The 15,020-nt window shown below is 70.0% G+C and carries 13 protein-coding genes and 2 pseudogenes; 6 read left to right on the top strand and 9 right to left on the bottom strand.

From position 1 onward, the window contains the following. Positions 1–242: 242 nt before the first annotated feature. Both B7C62_08035 and B7C62_08030 read left to right on the top strand, forming a co-directional pair. Positions 243–1,268, top strand: a complete 1,026-nt coding sequence (locus B7C62_08035) for a hypothetical protein (GenBank protein ID ARF72228.1) — start codon at positions 243–245, stop codon at positions 1,266–1,268. 203 nt (positions 1,269–1,471) lie between these two features. Continuing rightward, positions 1,472–2,608, top strand: a pseudogene (locus tag B7C62_08030) (MFS transporter). Between the two features lie 165 nt (positions 2,609–2,773). Here B7C62_08030 and B7C62_08025 read toward each other — a convergent pair. The 4 genes from B7C62_08025 to B7C62_08010 form a co-directional block, all read right to left on the bottom strand. Beyond that, positions 2,774–4,528 (bottom strand): NAD+ synthase, encoded by a 1,755-nt coding sequence (locus B7C62_08025; protein ID ARF72227.1) that lies wholly within the window; start codon positions 4,526–4,528, stop codon positions 2,774–2,776. 111 nt (positions 4,529–4,639) lie between these two features. Then, the gene (locus B7C62_08020; GenBank protein ID ARF72226.1) at positions 4,640–6,223 is read right to left on the bottom strand and encodes a copper oxidase; all 1,584 of its coding nucleotides are present in this window, start codon (positions 6,221–6,223) and stop codon (positions 4,640–4,642) included. A gap of 66 nt (positions 6,224–6,289) precedes the next feature. Next, positions 6,290–6,721, bottom strand: a complete 432-nt coding sequence (locus B7C62_08015; GenBank protein ARF72225.1) for a hypothetical protein — start codon at positions 6,719–6,721, stop codon at positions 6,290–6,292. A gap of 96 nt (positions 6,722–6,817) precedes the next feature. Continuing rightward, positions 6,818–7,243 (bottom strand): CBS domain-containing protein, encoded by a 426-nt coding sequence (locus B7C62_08010; protein ID ARF72224.1) that lies wholly within the window; start codon positions 7,241–7,243, stop codon positions 6,818–6,820. Between the two features lie 301 nt (positions 7,244–7,544). Between B7C62_08010 and B7C62_08005 the strand changes: the two genes are divergently transcribed. Beyond that, complete coding sequence (locus B7C62_08005; GenBank protein ID ARF72223.1) at positions 7,545–8,906, top strand: type I glutamate--ammonia ligase; 1,362 nt, start codon at positions 7,545–7,547, stop codon at positions 8,904–8,906. 225 nt (positions 8,907–9,131) lie between these two features. Here B7C62_08005 and B7C62_08000 read toward each other — a convergent pair whose 3' ends face one another. The 5 genes and pseudogenes from B7C62_08000 to B7C62_07980 form a co-directional block, all read right to left on the bottom strand. Further along, positions 9,132–9,998: a GNAT family N-acetyltransferase gene (locus tag B7C62_08000; GenBank protein ARF72222.1), complete on the bottom strand. Its 867-nt coding sequence runs from the start codon at positions 9,996–9,998 to the stop codon at positions 9,132–9,134. A 250-nt stretch (positions 9,999–10,248) separates the two neighbouring features. After that, positions 10,249–11,373, bottom strand: coding sequence for a radical SAM protein (locus tag B7C62_07995; protein ARF72221.1), 1,125 nt, complete (start codon positions 11,371–11,373; stop codon positions 10,249–10,251). Continuing rightward, positions 11,358–11,570, bottom strand: a complete 213-nt coding sequence (locus B7C62_07990; GenBank protein ARF72220.1) for a hypothetical protein — start codon at positions 11,568–11,570, stop codon at positions 11,358–11,360. Before B7C62_07990 ends, B7C62_07995 begins: the two co-directional genes overlap by 16 nt. Further along, on the bottom strand, positions 11,558–11,887 hold the full coding sequence (locus B7C62_07985) for a hypothetical protein (GenBank protein ID ARF72219.1): 330 nt from the start codon (positions 11,885–11,887) through the stop codon (positions 11,558–11,560). The genes B7C62_07990 and B7C62_07985 overlap by 13 nt, the downstream gene beginning before the upstream one ends. A 77-nt stretch (positions 11,888–11,964) precedes the next feature. Continuing rightward, positions 11,965–12,174, bottom strand: a pseudogene (locus B7C62_07980) (hypothetical protein). Positions 12,175–12,326: 152 nt separating this feature from the next. Between B7C62_07980 and B7C62_07975 the strand changes: the two are divergent. The 3 genes from B7C62_07975 to B7C62_07965 all read left to right on the top strand — a co-directional run bounded on the left by B7C62_07975 (position 12,327) and on the right by B7C62_07965 (position 14,886). After that, positions 12,327–12,644: an antibiotic biosynthesis monooxygenase gene (locus B7C62_07975; protein ID ARF72218.1), complete on the top strand. Its 318-nt coding sequence runs from the start codon at positions 12,327–12,329 to the stop codon at positions 12,642–12,644. After that, positions 12,641–13,876 (top strand): transcriptional regulator, encoded by a 1,236-nt coding sequence (locus B7C62_07970; protein ARF72217.1) that lies wholly within the window; start codon positions 12,641–12,643, stop codon positions 13,874–13,876. The genes B7C62_07975 and B7C62_07970 overlap by 4 nt, the downstream gene beginning before the upstream one ends. Positions 13,877–14,496: 620 nt before the next feature. Beyond that, the gene (locus B7C62_07965; GenBank protein ARF72216.1) at positions 14,497–14,886 is read left to right on the top strand and encodes a hypothetical protein; all 390 of its coding nucleotides are present in this window, start codon (positions 14,497–14,499) and stop codon (positions 14,884–14,886) included. Positions 14,887–15,020 lie beyond the last annotated feature (134 nt).

The raw sequence follows: 15,020 nt of genomic DNA, 5'->3' as shown, positions 1-15,020 counted from the left end.
ACGTACGGCTGACGCGCCGGGGAACGGGACGCCCCCCGTACCTCCCTCCCCGGCGAGTGTGATCGTTCTGTCACAAGCCCCGCCCTCCCGCCCCGGCCCGGAACCTCCCGTCCCGCTCCGCTCGTCCTGCTCACGAAGGACCGTCGTGGGCCGCGGGAAGTCGGCGACGGGAAAGGCGCCGCCCATCACCTAGGGTCGAGGGGCGCGGAGATGTGTACGGCAAGGCAGTGAGGACGAGCGCGATGGTGCAGGCGTACGGAGCGGACACGGGCAACGGCAGCGCGGAGCGCCCGCAGCCCGACGGAACCCGCTACCGGAGCCTGTGGAACAGAGCGACCCGGGACCGGGGCATCTGGCGGCGCGGGATCGTGCTGGCCCTCTGCTCCGTCGTGGTGACCCTGGTGATGATCGTCCACGCGCAGATCCCCAACCGGGTCGGCAACCTCGGCAGCCTCATCGAGACGTTCCTGCCGTGGATCGCGCTGTTCATCCCGGTGCTGCTGGTCCTGGCCCTGCTGCGGCGCTCCGCCACCGCGCTGATCGCCCTGCTGCTCCCCGCCGTGGTCTGGCTCAACATCTTCGGCGGCCTGATCACCGACAAGTCCGGCACCGGCGGTGACCTGACCGTCGCCACCCACAACGTCAACGCGGGCAACCCCGACCCCGCCGGCACCGCCCAGCAGGTCGCGGGCTCCGGGGCCGACGTCGTGGCCCTCCAGGAGCTGCCGGGCGGGCAGGTGCCGACGTACGAGAAGTCGCTGGCCGCCCGCTACCCGTACCACTCGGTCCAGGGCACGGTCGGGCTGTGGAGCAAGTACCCGCTCAGCAACACCAGGCCGGTCGACATCAAGATGGGCTGGACCCGGGCCATGCGCTCCACGGTCAAGGCGCCGCAGGGCGAGGTCGCGGTGTACGTGGCCCACCTGCCGTCGGTCCGGGTGAAGCTGCACGCGGGCTTCACCGCCAACCAGCGCGACGACAGCGCCGACGCCCTCGGCGAGGCCATCGCCGACGAACCGGTCGAGCGCGTCGTCCTGCTCGGCGACCTCAACGGCACGATGAACGACCGCGCGCTGAAGGCGGTCACCTCCCAGATGCGCTCCACTCAGGGCGCGGTGGGCGACGGCTTCGGCTTCAGCTGGCCCGCCTCGTTCCCGATGGCCCGGATCGACCAGATCATGGTCAAGGGCGTCGAGCCGAAGTCCTCGTGGACGCTCGCCGCGACCGACAGCGACCACCTGCCGCTGGCGGCCCGCGTGCAGCTGTGACCGCCGTGCGGTGGTGACCGCCCCGCGAGGCGTCTGCGACAATTTGTTCTCGTCACTTACATAAGCAGGACCGCACATAAGCGGGACCAGCCGTCGCCCGGAGCCAGCTCCGGGGCGACGGCTCTCTGTTCTGCCCTCCGTCCTGTCCCGTCCCGCGCCGTCCTGCCCCGCCCCGCCCCGCTCCGAGATTGCGAAGGTTCCCCATGCCTCTGGCCCTGCTCGCCCTGGCCGTGAGCGCCTTCGGCATAGGCACGACCGAGTTCGTCATGATGGGCCTGCTGCCCAATGTGGCGGACGACCTCGGAACCTCCGTGCCGACCGCCGGATACCTCGTGTCGGCGTACGCGATCGGGGTCGTCGTGGGCGCACCCCTGCTCACCGGCCTCGGCTCCCGTGTGCCGCGCAAGCGGATGCTGCTGCTCCTGATGGCGCTGTTCACCGTCGGCAACCTGGCCTCGGCGCTCGCCCCCGGCTTCGGCTGGCTCGTCGCGGGCCGCTTCCTCGCCGGGCTCCCGCACGGCGCCTTCTTCGGCGTCGGCGCGGTCGTCGCCGCCCGGCTGGTCGCCGAGGGCCGCCGGGCGCGGGCGGTGGCGACGATGTTCCTCGGCCTGACGGTCGCCAACATCGTCGGCGTACCCGCCGCGACCCTGCTCGGCCAGCACCTCGGCTGGCGCGCCACGTTCCTCGTCGTCGCGGCGATCGGCCTGGCGGCGATGGCGGCCCTGGCCCGTCTGGTGCCCCGTATCCCGGTCGAGGCCCACCAGGACGTACGGAGCGAACTCCGCGCCCTCGGCCACCGTCAGGTGCTCCTCGGCCTGCTCACGGCGGTCTTCGGCTTCGCGGGGGTCTTCGCGGTGTACTCGTACCTCTCGGCGATGACCACGGAGGCGATGGGCTTCGGCGAATCCTCGGTCACCGTCGTCCTCGCCCTCTTCGGCATCGGGATGACCCTGGGCGCCCTGGCCGCGGGTCCGCTCACGGACCGGGCCCTGCGCCCGACCCTGTACGGATCGCTCGGCGCGCTGGCGGTGGTGCTGGTGGTGTTCCCGTTCACGGTGCACGTGCCGTGGGCGGCGCTGGTGATGGTGGTGCTGCTGGGCGGTGTCGGGTTCATGACGACGACCCCGCTCCAGATGCTGGTGATGAACAAGGCGAAGGACGCCCCGACCCTGGCCTCGGCCTCCAACCACTCGGCCTTCAACCTGGCCAACGCGGGCGGCGCCTGGCTGGGCGGGGTGGCCATCGCGGCGGGCTGGGGCTGGACGTCCCCGGCGTTCGTCGGCGCGGTGCTGGCGGTGGCGGGCCTGGCGATAGCACTGACGGCGGGCTACCTGGACCGCATCACGCCCGTCCGCCGCTCGACGACGGAACCGTTGCGCGGGGGCGGCCCGGCACCCACGACCGGGCTCGCACCTCAAGCCCGTCCGGCGTTTGAGGAAAGGGCGGCCACCGGACCGCTTGAGGACAGGGCGGCCACCGGACGCCCCCGGTGACCGCCACCCCCGCTACGACGACTCGCGCCACCGGTTCGTGATCGGCAGCCGCCGGTCCTTCCCGAACCCCTTCGGCGAGATCTTCGTCCCCGGCGGATACTGCCGCCGCTTGTACTCGGCGGTGTCCACCATCCGCAGCGTCTTCGCGACCAGCTCCGCGTCGAACCCGGCCGCCACGATGGCGTCGAGACCCTGGTCCCGGTCCACGTACATCTCCAGGATCACGTCCAGGACGTCGTAGTCCGGCAGCGAGTCCGTGTCGACCTGCCCCGGCCGCAGCTCGGCGCTCGGCGGCTTGGTGATGGACGCCTCCGGGATCGGCGGGGTCTGCCCCCGCTCCTCGGCGGCCCGGTTGCGCCACTTCGCCAGCCGGAAGACCCAGGACTTGTACACGTCCTTGATCGGCCCGTAGGCGCCGACCGCGTCCCCGTACAGCGTGGAATACCCCACCGCCAGCTCGGACTTGTTGCCCGGCGCCAGCACGATCGGGCCCTCCTGGTTGGAGAGCGCCATCAGCGTCGTACCGCGCAGCCGCGCCTGGAGGTTCTCCTCCGCCAGACCGCTGAGCCCCAGCGACTCCATGTACGCGTCGAACATCGGCTCGATCGGTACGGTGCGGAAGTTCAGCCCGGTCCGCCGCGCCAGCTCCGCCGCGTCGCTCTTCGAGTGGTCCGAGGAGTACTTCGACGGCATCGAGACGCCGTACACGTTCCGCGCGCCCAGCGCATCGCACGCGATGGCCGCGCAGAGCGCCGAGTCGATCCCGCCGGAGAGCCCGAGCAGCGCACTGCTGAAACCGTTCTTCGCCGCGTACGCGCGGAGCCCGACGACCAGCGCCGAGTAGACCTCCTCCTCGTCGCCCAGCCGGTCCGCGTACCCGCCCGCGAGCTCCGGCTCGTACGGGGCCACGGGCCGGTCGGAGAGCACCACGTGCTCGATGCGCAGCCCGTCGTCCACCACGCCCGAGGGCGCCACGGGCGCGGCGGCGGGCAGCTCCAGATCGAGGATCACGCTGCCCTCGGAGAACTGCGGGGCGCGGGCGATGACCTCGCCCTCCTTGTCGACGACGATCGAGTCGCCGTCGAAGACCAGCTCGTCCTGCCCGCCGATCATCGCCAGGTAGGCGGTCGTGCAGCCGGCCTCCTGGGCCCGCTTGCGGACCAGGTCGAGCCGGGTGTCGTCCTTGTCCCGCTCGTACGGCGAGGCGTTGATCGACAGCAGCAGCCCGGCACCGGCCGACCGGGCGGCCGGGACGCGCCCGCCGTCCTGCCAGAGGTCCTCGCAGATCGCGAGGGCCACATCGATGCCGTGGACCCGTACGACGGGCATCGTGTCGCCCGGCACGAAGTACCGGAACTCGTCGAACACCCCGTAGTTCGGCAGGTGGTGCTTGGCGAAGTTGAGCGCGATCCCGCCGCGGTGCAGCACGGCCGCCGCGTTGCGCGGGGAACCGGCGGGCTGCCCGTACCGCGCGGCGGCGTGCTCGGAGCGGTCCAGGTAGCCGACGACGACCGGCAGTTCGCCGAAGCCCTCCGCGTCGAGCCGGGCGGCCAGCGCGCGCAGCGCCTGCCGGGAAGCCTCGACGAAGGACGACCGCAGGGCCAGGTCCTCGACGGGGTATCCGGTCAGCACCATCTCGGGGAACGCCACGAGGTGGGCGCCCTGCTCGGCGGCGTGCCGGGTCCAGTGGACGATCGCCTCGGAGTTGCCGGCGAGGTCGCCGACGGTCGAGTCGATCTGATTCAGTGCGAGACGTAGTTGAGGCACGTCGGCCAGTGTAATCGTCTTTCTGACGCGATGTCCCGGCGGCCCGGGCAAAATCTGCCCGGGCCGCACGGAACCGCAGGCCGGAGCGGTTATCGGTGCCGCGTCACACCCTCAGCCCCGGTACCCGATGACGGTCATCATCCCGGCCTCCGCGTGGTAGACGTTGTGGCAGTGGACCATCCACAGCCCCGGGTTGTCGGCGTCGAACTCCACGGTCAGCGACCGGTGCGGCAGCACGATCGCGGTGTCCTTACGGGCCCCGGCGCCGTTCCCCGCCAGCGCGAAGGTGTGCCCGTGCAGATGGATGGGGTGCCACATGGCCGTCCCGTTCTCGAAGACGGCCCGCACCCGCTCCCCGGCCACCACCGGCCGCCGCCGCTCCGCGCTGTAGGGCTGCCCGTCGAAGGCCCAGTCGTACTTCTCCATCCCGCCCGTGAGCCGCATCCGCACGGTCCGGTCCGGCGCGCGCCGCTCCAGCGCCACGGCCGGGTCCGGCACCAGCCGCCCCGCCTCGACGAGCTTCCCCGCCAGCTCCTTCGGCCGTACGGAGGCGTCGGGCGCGGCCCCGCTCCCGGTCCGCAGCACCGCGAGCGCGGACGCCTTCTTCCCCTCGGCCAGGGCGGTGAGCGGGAAGACCCCGTCCCCGGCGGTGACGAGGACGTCGTACCGCTCGCCCATCCCCAGCAGCAGCGCGTCCCCCGTGGTGTGCCGGACGGGGAACCCGTCGGTGTGGGTGACGGTCAGCCGGTGGCCGCCGAGCGCGACCCGGAAGGCGGTGTCGCCCCCGGCGTTGATGATCCGCAGCCGGATACGGTCACCGGGCCGCGCCCGGAACGTCCCGGGATCATCGGCCACGCGCCCGTTGACGAGGTAGTACGGATAGGCCACATCACCGGCATCGCCCCCGAGCAGCTCACTGCGCGCCCCCATCATCATCCGCGAGGGACCGTCGGGCCCGCCTTCACCGGGATCGTCCTCACCGGACATGGTGTGCGCCCCGTGATCCATCCCGTCGTGCCCGCCGCCCATGCCGCCGGACAGCTCCTTGAGCACGGCGTCCGGGGTGGAGCCCGCCACCCCGTCGACCCAGTCGTCCAGGACGACGACCCACTCCTTGTCGTACGCCAACGGCTCCTTCGGGTCCTCCACGATCAGCGGCGCGTAGAGCCCCCGGTCCTGCTGGACGCCGGAGTGCGGGTGGAACCAGTACGTGCCCGGGTGCGGCACGGCGAACCGGTAGCGGAAGTCGGCCCCCGGCGCGATCGCCCGCTGGGTGAGCCCGGGGACCCCGTCCATGTCGTTGCGCAGGGCGAGGCCGTGCCAGTGCATCGAGGTGGGCTGCGGGAGGTGGTTGGCGAGGGTGAGGTCGAGGGTCTCCCCGGCGGTCACCCGCACCTCACGCCCGGGGAGCCGGTCCCCGTACGCCCAGGAGGCGACGGTGGTGCCGCCGCCCAGATCGAGCCGGGCACGGGTGGCGGTGAGGGAGACCTTCCGTACGGGGCCGGAGCCGCGCGCCTTCTCGGCCGCCGCGACCTCCTTGCCGTCGGGCGAGACGTACGTACCGGGGTCCTGGGCGCCGCCGGGGGAGTGGGAGCCGCCGTGGCCGCCGCCGTCGGAACAGGCGGCGAGGGCTCCCGTACCGGCGACGGCGAGAGCGGCACCGAGCACGGCGCGTCGAGTGGGCTGTGTGGACATGCTGAAAACACCTCTGGGAACTGCTGGTTGCTTGAGGTCGGGAAGGGCGGAGGTGAACGCCCACTCCTAAATACGCAGCACCGAGACGGTGGCGAGCACCGATATCGGGGGCGGCGGATTCGCCCGCAGCACCCGCAGGAGCCCCGCCCCCACCGGCGTACCGAGCCTCCGCCCGCCCACGCGCACCCCGAACAGCCAGAGCCCGACGAGGGCGAGCCCCCAGGCGCCGAGGACGGCGAGACAGACGGAGAGCGGGTCCATGCCGCTCATGGGGGAGTCGTGGGACTCATGGGAGGAATGGTGCCCGGTGCCGACGGAGACACCGTCAACCCCGGCCGTGGACACGGCAGACGGGGCGGATGGGGCGGACGGGGTGCCATGCTCGGCCGGGTGCCCGACGGTGTGCATGGTGAAGATGCCGAAGAGCAGCGCGGCGAACAGCAGCAGCTGCCCGCACATCACGCTCCCGCTCCGGGCTCCGCCGACCGTACGCACCATGGGGGCAGCTTACCCCGGGAGGGTATGCGAAGAGGGAAGGGGCAGGGGCCAACGGGCGGCAGCGGCCCGCCACCCCCACGGGACTCCGGGAACGGGTCAGCTGCGCGAGTACACCTTCTCCGCCCAGGCCGCGATCTGCTCCTCGGTGAGGTGCTGGGCGAGATCGGCCTCACTGATCATGCCGACGAGCTTCTTGTTCTCGACGACGGGGAGCCGTCGGATGCGGTGGTTCTGCATCTCCTCCAGGACCGCGTTCACGTCCGCGTCCGCCTCGATCCAGCGGGGCGTGCCCTGGGCGAGGTCACCGGCGGTCACCTTCGCGGGGTCATGGCCCTTGGCCACACAGCCGACGACGATGTCGCGGTCGGTGATGATGCCGACCATCCGGTCCGAGTCACCGTTGGCGGAGACGGGCAGCGCGCCCACGTTGTGCTCACGCATCAGCTGCGCCGCACGGTCGAGCGTCTCGTGGGCGGGAATCCAGCGGGCCCCGCTGTGCATGATGTCTTTGGCGGTCGTCATGGGGGATTTCCTCCTGCGTGCCGATGGCACTGCCGTACGGCCCCGAGCGCACCCATCGTCATCGCCCCGCCCGGAGCGCGCGACCGCAATCACCCGTTCAGGTGCGGTGGGTACGGGGGCGGGGGCCGCCGCACGGCCCGCCGAGGCTCCCGCGCGACAGGGCCGCCGACCGTATCGGGTGGCCGGGTGCTCCCTCTCACACCGTGTGCGTAATCTGGGGGAAATCCCGGGTCGCGATACTGAAGTGTCCCCCTACCCCGGGCGGTGGTGCACGGACCGTCTGAACTGCAAGGATGTGGCAATGGACAAGCAGCAGGAATTCGTCCTCAGGACCCTTGAGGAGCGCGACATCCGCTTCGTGCGGCTGTGGTTCACCGACGTCCTGGGGTTCCTCAAGTCCGTCGCCGTGGCCCCGGCCGAACTGGAGCAGGCATTCGACGAGGGCATCGGCTTCGACGGCTCGGCCATCGAGGGCTTCGCCCGGGTGTACGAATCGGACATGATCGCCAAGCCGGACCCGGGCACCTTCCAGATCCTGCCCTGGCGCGCGGAGGCCCCCGGCACCGCGCGCATGTTCTGCGACATCCTGATGCCGGACGGCTCGCCGTCCTTCGCGGACCCGCGTTACGTACTGAAGCGCATCCTGGCGAAGACGTCCGACCTGGGCTTCACCTTCTACACCCACCCCGAGATCGAGTTCTTCCTGCTGAAGAACAAGCCGGTGGACGGCACCCGCCCGACCCCGGCGGACAGCTCCGGCTACTTCGACCACACCCCGCAGAACGTCGGCATGGACTTCCGCCGCCAGGCGATCACCATGCTCGAATCCATGGGCATCTCCGTCGAGTTCAGCCACCACGAGGGCGCCCCCGGCCAGCAGGAGATCGACCTGCGGTACGCGGACGCACTCTCCACGGCGGACAACATCATGACGTTCCGTCTGGTGATGAAGCAGGTGGCGCTGGAACAGGGCGTCCAGGCCACGTTCATGCCGAAGCCCTTCTCGGAGTACCCGGGTTCGGGCATGCACACCCACCTCTCCCTCTTCGAGGGCGACCGCAACGCCTTCTACGAGTCGGGCGCGGAGTACCAGCTCTCCAAGGTGGGCCGCTCGTTCATCGCGGGCCTGCTGACCCACGCGGCGGAGATCTCGGCCGTCACCAACCAGTGGGTCAACTCCTACAAGCGCATCTGGGGCGGCTCCTCCCGCGCGGCAGGCGCGGGCGGCGAGGCCCCCTCGTACATCTGCTGGGGCCACAACAACCGCTCCGCCCTCATCCGCGTCCCGATGTACAAGCCCGGCAAGACCGGCTCGGCCCGCGTCGAGGTCCGCTCCATCGACTCCGGCGCCAACCCGTACCTGACGTACGCGGTCCTCCTCGCCGCCGGCCTCAAGGGCATCGAGGAGGGCTACGAACTCCCGGCCGGCGCCGACGACGACGTCTGGGCCCTCTCCGACGCGGAACGCCGCGCGATGGGCATCGAACCGCTCCCGCAGAACCTGGGCGAGGCGATCTCCCTGATGGAGAAGAGCGAGTTGGTCGCCGAAACCCTGGGCGAGCACGTCTTCGACTTCTTCCTGCGCAACAAGAAGCAGGAGTGGGAGGAGTACCGCAGCGAGGTCACGGCGTTCGAGCTGAAGAACCTGCTGCCGGTGCTGTAGCAGCGGTTCACCGACTCGGAGAACGCAGAGCGGGCGGGTCCCCCGGTTCAACCGGGCGACCCGCCCGCAGCCATGATCAGCTCCGGGCCGTGAGGCCCGGACGGGCGCCGGGGCCGAGAGTGATGGACGCGTGTTGCCGTCGGGCACAGCGCACGTGGTGATCGAGCGTGGTGCGGGGTGGGCATTTGAGCGACCAGCGGCGAAGTGCAGCAACTTTGTCCGCGGCTACACGTGGGTCGTGTGGCGGAAACCGAGGGAGACCAGCCCTTCGGACTGGCACAGCTTGTCGGAGGGGCCGCCGACCTCGGTCTGGAGGAGTTGGTAGGCGGCGCCGTGACGTTGGCCCCAGTGCATGGCGGCCCGCCAGAGGAGGCGGCCCGTGCCGTGGCCTCGGCTCTCGGGCAGGACGGCGAAGTACTGGGGCATGAGCTGGGGCCGTGCGATCGCGTCGGGGCGTACTTCCATGGGGCCGATCGCGCCCACGATCCGCCCCTCGACGGCGGCGGCGAGGACCGGGCCGCATCGGCCGGTCTGCATCCGGGTGTGGAGGAACGCCAGGCCGTCGGCCGCCATGGCCTCGGCGAACGGGGCGAAGGTCTTCCGCACGTCGGTCGGCCAGTCGGTGACAGGGCGGACCGGACCGCCGGGGGCAGGGCAGAGGCCGACGGTGAAGTCCTTCAGTTGGATGCGGGTGCCGCGCGGGGCGTCGGTCCCGGGACCAAGCGGACGTACGACCCGGGCGCCCGCCACGTCGTGTACGGCCGCGAGCTTCGCGGCCAGCTCGGCGGCCTCCGCCACGACGCTGTCAGGGGCTCCGTAGGCGAAGACCTTGACGGTGCCGCGTCCGCGCAGGTTCAGGGTGGGGACGAGGGTGTACTGGGGCTGGTGCACCACATCCTCACGGAGGACCTGCTCGTCCTTCTCGCCGCCCCAGCGCCGGTCCTTGTCGTAGGGGAGGAAGCCACCGGTGTCGGCCGCTCGCAGGACGTCCTCGAAGAGGTCGATGCTCAGGGCGTCGGGGTGGACGGGGCCGAGGGTCGGCACGATCGGCGCGGTCAGTCGGGCCCGGAGCCAGTCCCAGCGGAAGAACATGAGCGGCACCCTAGCGGTGGGCCGGGCAGGGCTCAGGTCCCCGACGCGAGCACGCCGGGGCCTGAACGGAGTTGACCGGATCGTGTCGGTCAGTGGGGGTTGTCGTCCCCGGCGTCGCAGGAGCACTCCGCGCTCTCCACGATCACGTCGAGGTCCTGGACGGCGGTGATCGACGCGGTCGCGACGGGCGGGGCCGCGCGGCGGGCCGAGGTCGGCGGGCCGGGGAGGATGGTCACCGGTACGGGCGGGGTCATGAGGGGTTCTCCTTGTCTCCGTGCTGGCAGTAGCTGTGCAGTGGCGCCTTCGCCTCCTGGTAGTGCTTGGCCAGAGGGCGGCAGACCCGGCAGGTGCCGGACAGGGCGCAGCCCTCGCACCCTCCGGTGCGAAGCATGAGGCGGTCGGCGATGGCCCCGAGCCGGGTGAGCCCGTCGACGCCTTCGGTCATCAGGTCGATCTGGTCGTCGCGGCCGACCTTGCAGATCGAGACCCTGGCGTGCGGGTCGGCGTGGAAGAAGGTGTGTCCCGCGTTGCAGCCGGTGAACGGCTTGCGCTGCCGCAGATGGTCGGCGGACTGGGCGAGGAGCGGCTCGCCGCCGCCGTAGATCGTAGGAGTCATGTTGGTGTACGCGTGGTTCTCGACGTTCCACTCGTCGGCGAGGGCGGCCATCTCGTCGGCCTCGGAGGCGTTGTCCTCGGTCACCACGACGTTGATCCGCAGTGGTAACCGCGCCTCGCGTGCTGCGTCCATGCCGCGGCGGAACGCCTTCCAGGCCCCGCGGCGCTGGGTGAGCGCGTCGAAGGACTCCTCGCTCGCCCCGTACATGCTGACGACCAGCCGGTAGGGCGGGCAGTCGCGGAAGAGCTTGAGGAGGTCAGGCCGCCAGAGCAGCGAGCCGTTGGTGGAGATGGTGAGCATCATCCCGGCCTGCCAGGCGTACCGGTAGGCGCCCTGGAAGTGGGGGTCCATGGTGGGCTCGCCGCCGGTGATCTGGAGCCAGAGGACGCCGGCCTCGCGCATGATGTCCAGCAGCCGCACCTTGTCCTCCCAGCCGAGGCCGGAGAAGGGCCGCTCGCCGAGGTAGCAGTGCTTGCAGCCGAAGTTGCAGCCGAGGTTGATCTCCCATGAGGCCCGGCAGTAGCCGTACGGGGACGGCTCGCGCACCAGCACGGAGCTCCGCGCGGTCCGGCCGCCCAGATCCAGGCCCCACATATCGGCGGCGGTCTGCACCGCCCAGGCGGGAAGCGCTTCGCCGTCGACGGCAGCCTGGCGCAGGCCATCGAAGTGGTCGGCGGAGATGCGGGCACCGGCCCTTGCTCCGGGCTTCAAGAGAAGGTGTCCGTCGAGGAATGGGGAGGCGATCAGCGCGTGGGCCATCGGTGACACTCTTTTCGGATCACGGAGCGGGACAGCGGACGGAACTCCTGGCGGCCGACGAGGCAGTGAATCTCGCCCAGTCCGTTACAGGTTCTGCTGGACGAGTCGGTGCCACTCCCACCGCAGTCCCCACACTGCTCGTTGCGAGGCGAGCGAGGACGCCGGGCCTTGTACGGGCTCGCGATCAGCCGGCGCACGGGACCTCCTCCAGGGCGCTTTCCCAGGTGTGCTGCGCGGTGTGGTCCGCGAACAGACGGCAGCCGTCACCGTCATGTCCCGGGGCGACCACCGGGCAGTCCGGCAGTACGACGAGCGCCACCTGGTCCGGTCCGTGCCAGCGGAGCCACAGTGCGGTCCCGTACGCGTCGGCGTCGGCGAGGAGACCAAAGTGCTCACTGTCGTTGTGAGCGGACAGCCGACACCGCACCGCCCCGTCGACGTACGGAGCGGCCGTTTTCTCCCGCGTCTCCCCTGCCAGTTCGAGGGGCACCCGGCGCCAGTGCACGCACCGCATCACGACACCGCCCGCAAGGACCCGACGGTGCTCTGCCTCTGGTTCACGCACCGGGGGCAGTCGTGCAGCGGGTGGCACAGGCTCGTCGGGACGCCCGTGCTCGGCACGGTGACCTGCTGGAGGCTGCTCACCCCCTGGTTGGTGGGCAGCAGGCCCACCGACGAGAGTCGGGCACCGGGCTCCCGGTCCACCGCGATCTCACCGATCTGCTTGCTCACGAGCTTCGGCGTCGGAGGCGTCGCCACGAACACGACAGCGGACGAAGTGTCGATCTTTAAGAACGGCATGGCGGAACTCCTTGAGTCAGGTCCAGCGACGTTCGCTGGACCGCAACTTCTCCATGAAGGTAGGCGCAGAAAAACTGCGAGTCAAGGAATGCTGCGAGTAGTAGTGTTGCTGCATCTCTGCGACTCTGGGGCGACAACCTGAGGAGGACCACATGACCAGCGGATTCGGCCTGATCGTCCGGTTCAACCTGCGCGACGCGGAGGCGGCGGAAGCCTTCGACTCTCTGGTGGAGGAGACGCTGCAGGGCATCCGGGCCCACGAGCCCGGCACTCTCTCGTACGTCGTCCACACCGTGGCGGATGAGCCCAACTCCCGGATCTTCTACGAGCTGTACGCCGACCGTGCGGCGTTCGATCAGCACGAGCAGCAGGCGCACACCCGTCTTTTCCTGGCGGAGCGGGAGAAGTATGTGACCGACTTCGAGGTCACCTTCGTACAGAGCCAGGGCGTTGCCGGGGTGTGGAAGTGACATCAGAGGAACGCCGCGCTTTCGGTGCCCGGGTCGCCGGCCTTCGCGAGGCGCGCGGTTTGACGCAGAAGCAGTTGGCGGCTGAGATCGGACGCACCGCGAGCTGGCTCTCTCAGGTTGAGCGGGGCATTCAGCCCGTCAACCGCCTGGACGTACTACGCCTGCTGGCAGACGGACTTGGTGTCTCGGTCCAAGAGCTGCGTGCCGACGCACCGGCGCAGGGGCCAGCCGAAGGCCCAGCCGTCGAACTTTCCAACGATCTCGACCAGGCCCGATTGGTCATCTCGGGGCACGCCGTCCCGGAGGTCCTTCTCGACGCAGCCGAACCCAGCCCCGCCAGCCTGGAGGAAATCCAACGTGCGGTAGACCGAGTATGGGAGTTGACCCACGCCAACGAGTTCGCTGAGCTCAGCGCCTTGTTGGGCCCACTGGTGCCCCGGATCGAGCGCGCGGCGCGAACGGCTCCGCCGAGTGAGCGAGGAACGGCCTGGGGTCTGCTCAGCCGCACCTACCAAGCTCTCTCCTCGGCCTTCGTTCGGCAGGGTGAGGCGGACGCTGCGTGGGTGGCGGCAGATCGTGCCATTCGCGCGGCGGAGCAATCAGGCAACACGCTGGATGTCTTCGCCAGCGTCTTTCGTCTGTCCCAGGCGTTCGTGCGTCTCAAGCACCTCGACCAGGCTGAACACTCCGCGACCACGGCTCTGAACGCTCTGGAACGGCACTACACACAAACTGCAGTCGCTCCCGAAGCACTGTCAGTCATGGGTGCGCTGCACTTGGCGCTGGCCCTCATCCATGCGCGAGCGGGCGACCGGCCCCGGGCGCGAGAGGAGATGGAGAGAGCGCGCGAGGTCGCAGGAAGGCTTGGGGAGGACCGAAACGATTTCAACTTGGAGTTCGGCCCGACCAACGTGGAGATTCAAACCGTCTCCATCGCAGTCGAGCTGGGAGACGCCGGCGAAGCCATCGAGGTCGGTACTGAGCTGGATACATCCGCTCTCTCCTTGGAGCGCCGAGCCCGACTCAACATGGACCTCGGTCGAGCCTATGCACAGCGACGCCAAGTCGGTGAAGCCCTGGGATCGTTGCTGGCCGCTGAGGAACTGTCTCCCGACTTGGTCCACACTCATGTCGCCGCCAGGGACACAATCCGGGAACTCCTCCTTCTCGCCGGGCGCACAGCGCCCCCGGAACTGAAGGAGCTTGCCGACCGAGCAGACGCACGACCCTGAGCTGTTACAGGTTTCTCTACCTCATCAAGGCACCCGGCTGCGCTCCGCCGGGCGTGCTTCCCGGCTCTGGCTGCGCCCGCGCTCCTGCCTTCGGCCCGCTCGGCGCTGCCGCCGCCGACGCGCGCCCGTTGTGTAGGCCCGTGGGGCATGAGACGAGAACCAAGCCCGCGGCTTCACGAGGATGCCTCCGGCGGGGGCGCTCAGACTCCGGGATGGGACGGGGCGCCGTTCGCGAGTGCCGGCCGGAGCGGGGCGAGCGTCGAGGGGTTCCCATCCCGACCACCTTCGACCCAGGCAGAGCCGAGCAGTCGCGGCCCAGGGCGTCAAGGTCGTTCGTACAGTGGCGCGCTCCGCTTTGACGCCCTGAACTACGACCGCTCCACGGTGTGTGGGGCGAAGGTGGACGGGATGGGAGCCGGGGTGAGTGGTGGGTTGAGGGGAGTCTCCGCAGCACCTCGTCGATCGCCCGGCTTCGATACGATCCTCGAACTAACTGCACAGTGGGGGTTGGCATGAGACGGGTGCTTGTAGCAGTGCTAGCAACTGGCCTGGTTGGTCTACTGGGCGCGTGCTCGGAAGCCACCGAGCCAGCGAAGGAACCGGTGGTGCCTGCCGCCGAAATGAAGTCCGTTGAGAAGATCGAAGGAAATGCCGACCTGCCCGCCTGGGTCACGAGCCGTACCTTCCCTGGGCTTACGTACGTCAGCTACAGCGAGTATCACGATGCCTCGGCTGACGAGCTGGGCGACGCGCTCACTGAGCTGGGCCCCGACGCTGATGCCGCTGATGCCGTCGAGTACTGGGAAGAGAAGGGCATTTCCTCCGCCAAAGAGGCTCAGTTCGAGGCGCATGTGACGGAGGGGGACCTCGCAGTGTTGTGCAAGTTCGCTCTTGGACGCCTCCCCGAACGAAGCGTTGTGCTTATCCGTAACTTCGACTCGGACGCCGAAGCCAGCGCCAACACGACGATGAGCGCGGGGGATGCTCCAGGCGGATGCGAGGAGCGGTGAGCCTCACGGCAGAGCAGCCACCACGAGGCTTTCAGATGGAGGCCAAGGAGAGTGGCGGGTGTTGGGGGTTGCAAACTGCGAGACTCCGTCTATGAACCAGTGCGCCGGTGTCACACGCCAGCAGCGGCCCTGCA

This window comes from Kitasatospora albolonga (genome assembly GCA_002082585.1).
In the GTDB taxonomy this organism is placed as follows: Bacteria; Actinomycetota; Actinomycetes; order Streptomycetales; family Streptomycetaceae; genus Streptomyces; species Streptomyces stephensoniae.
The sequence above is the reverse complement of the archived record's forward strand: the minus strand, read 5'-3'. Positions and strand labels throughout refer to the sequence as shown.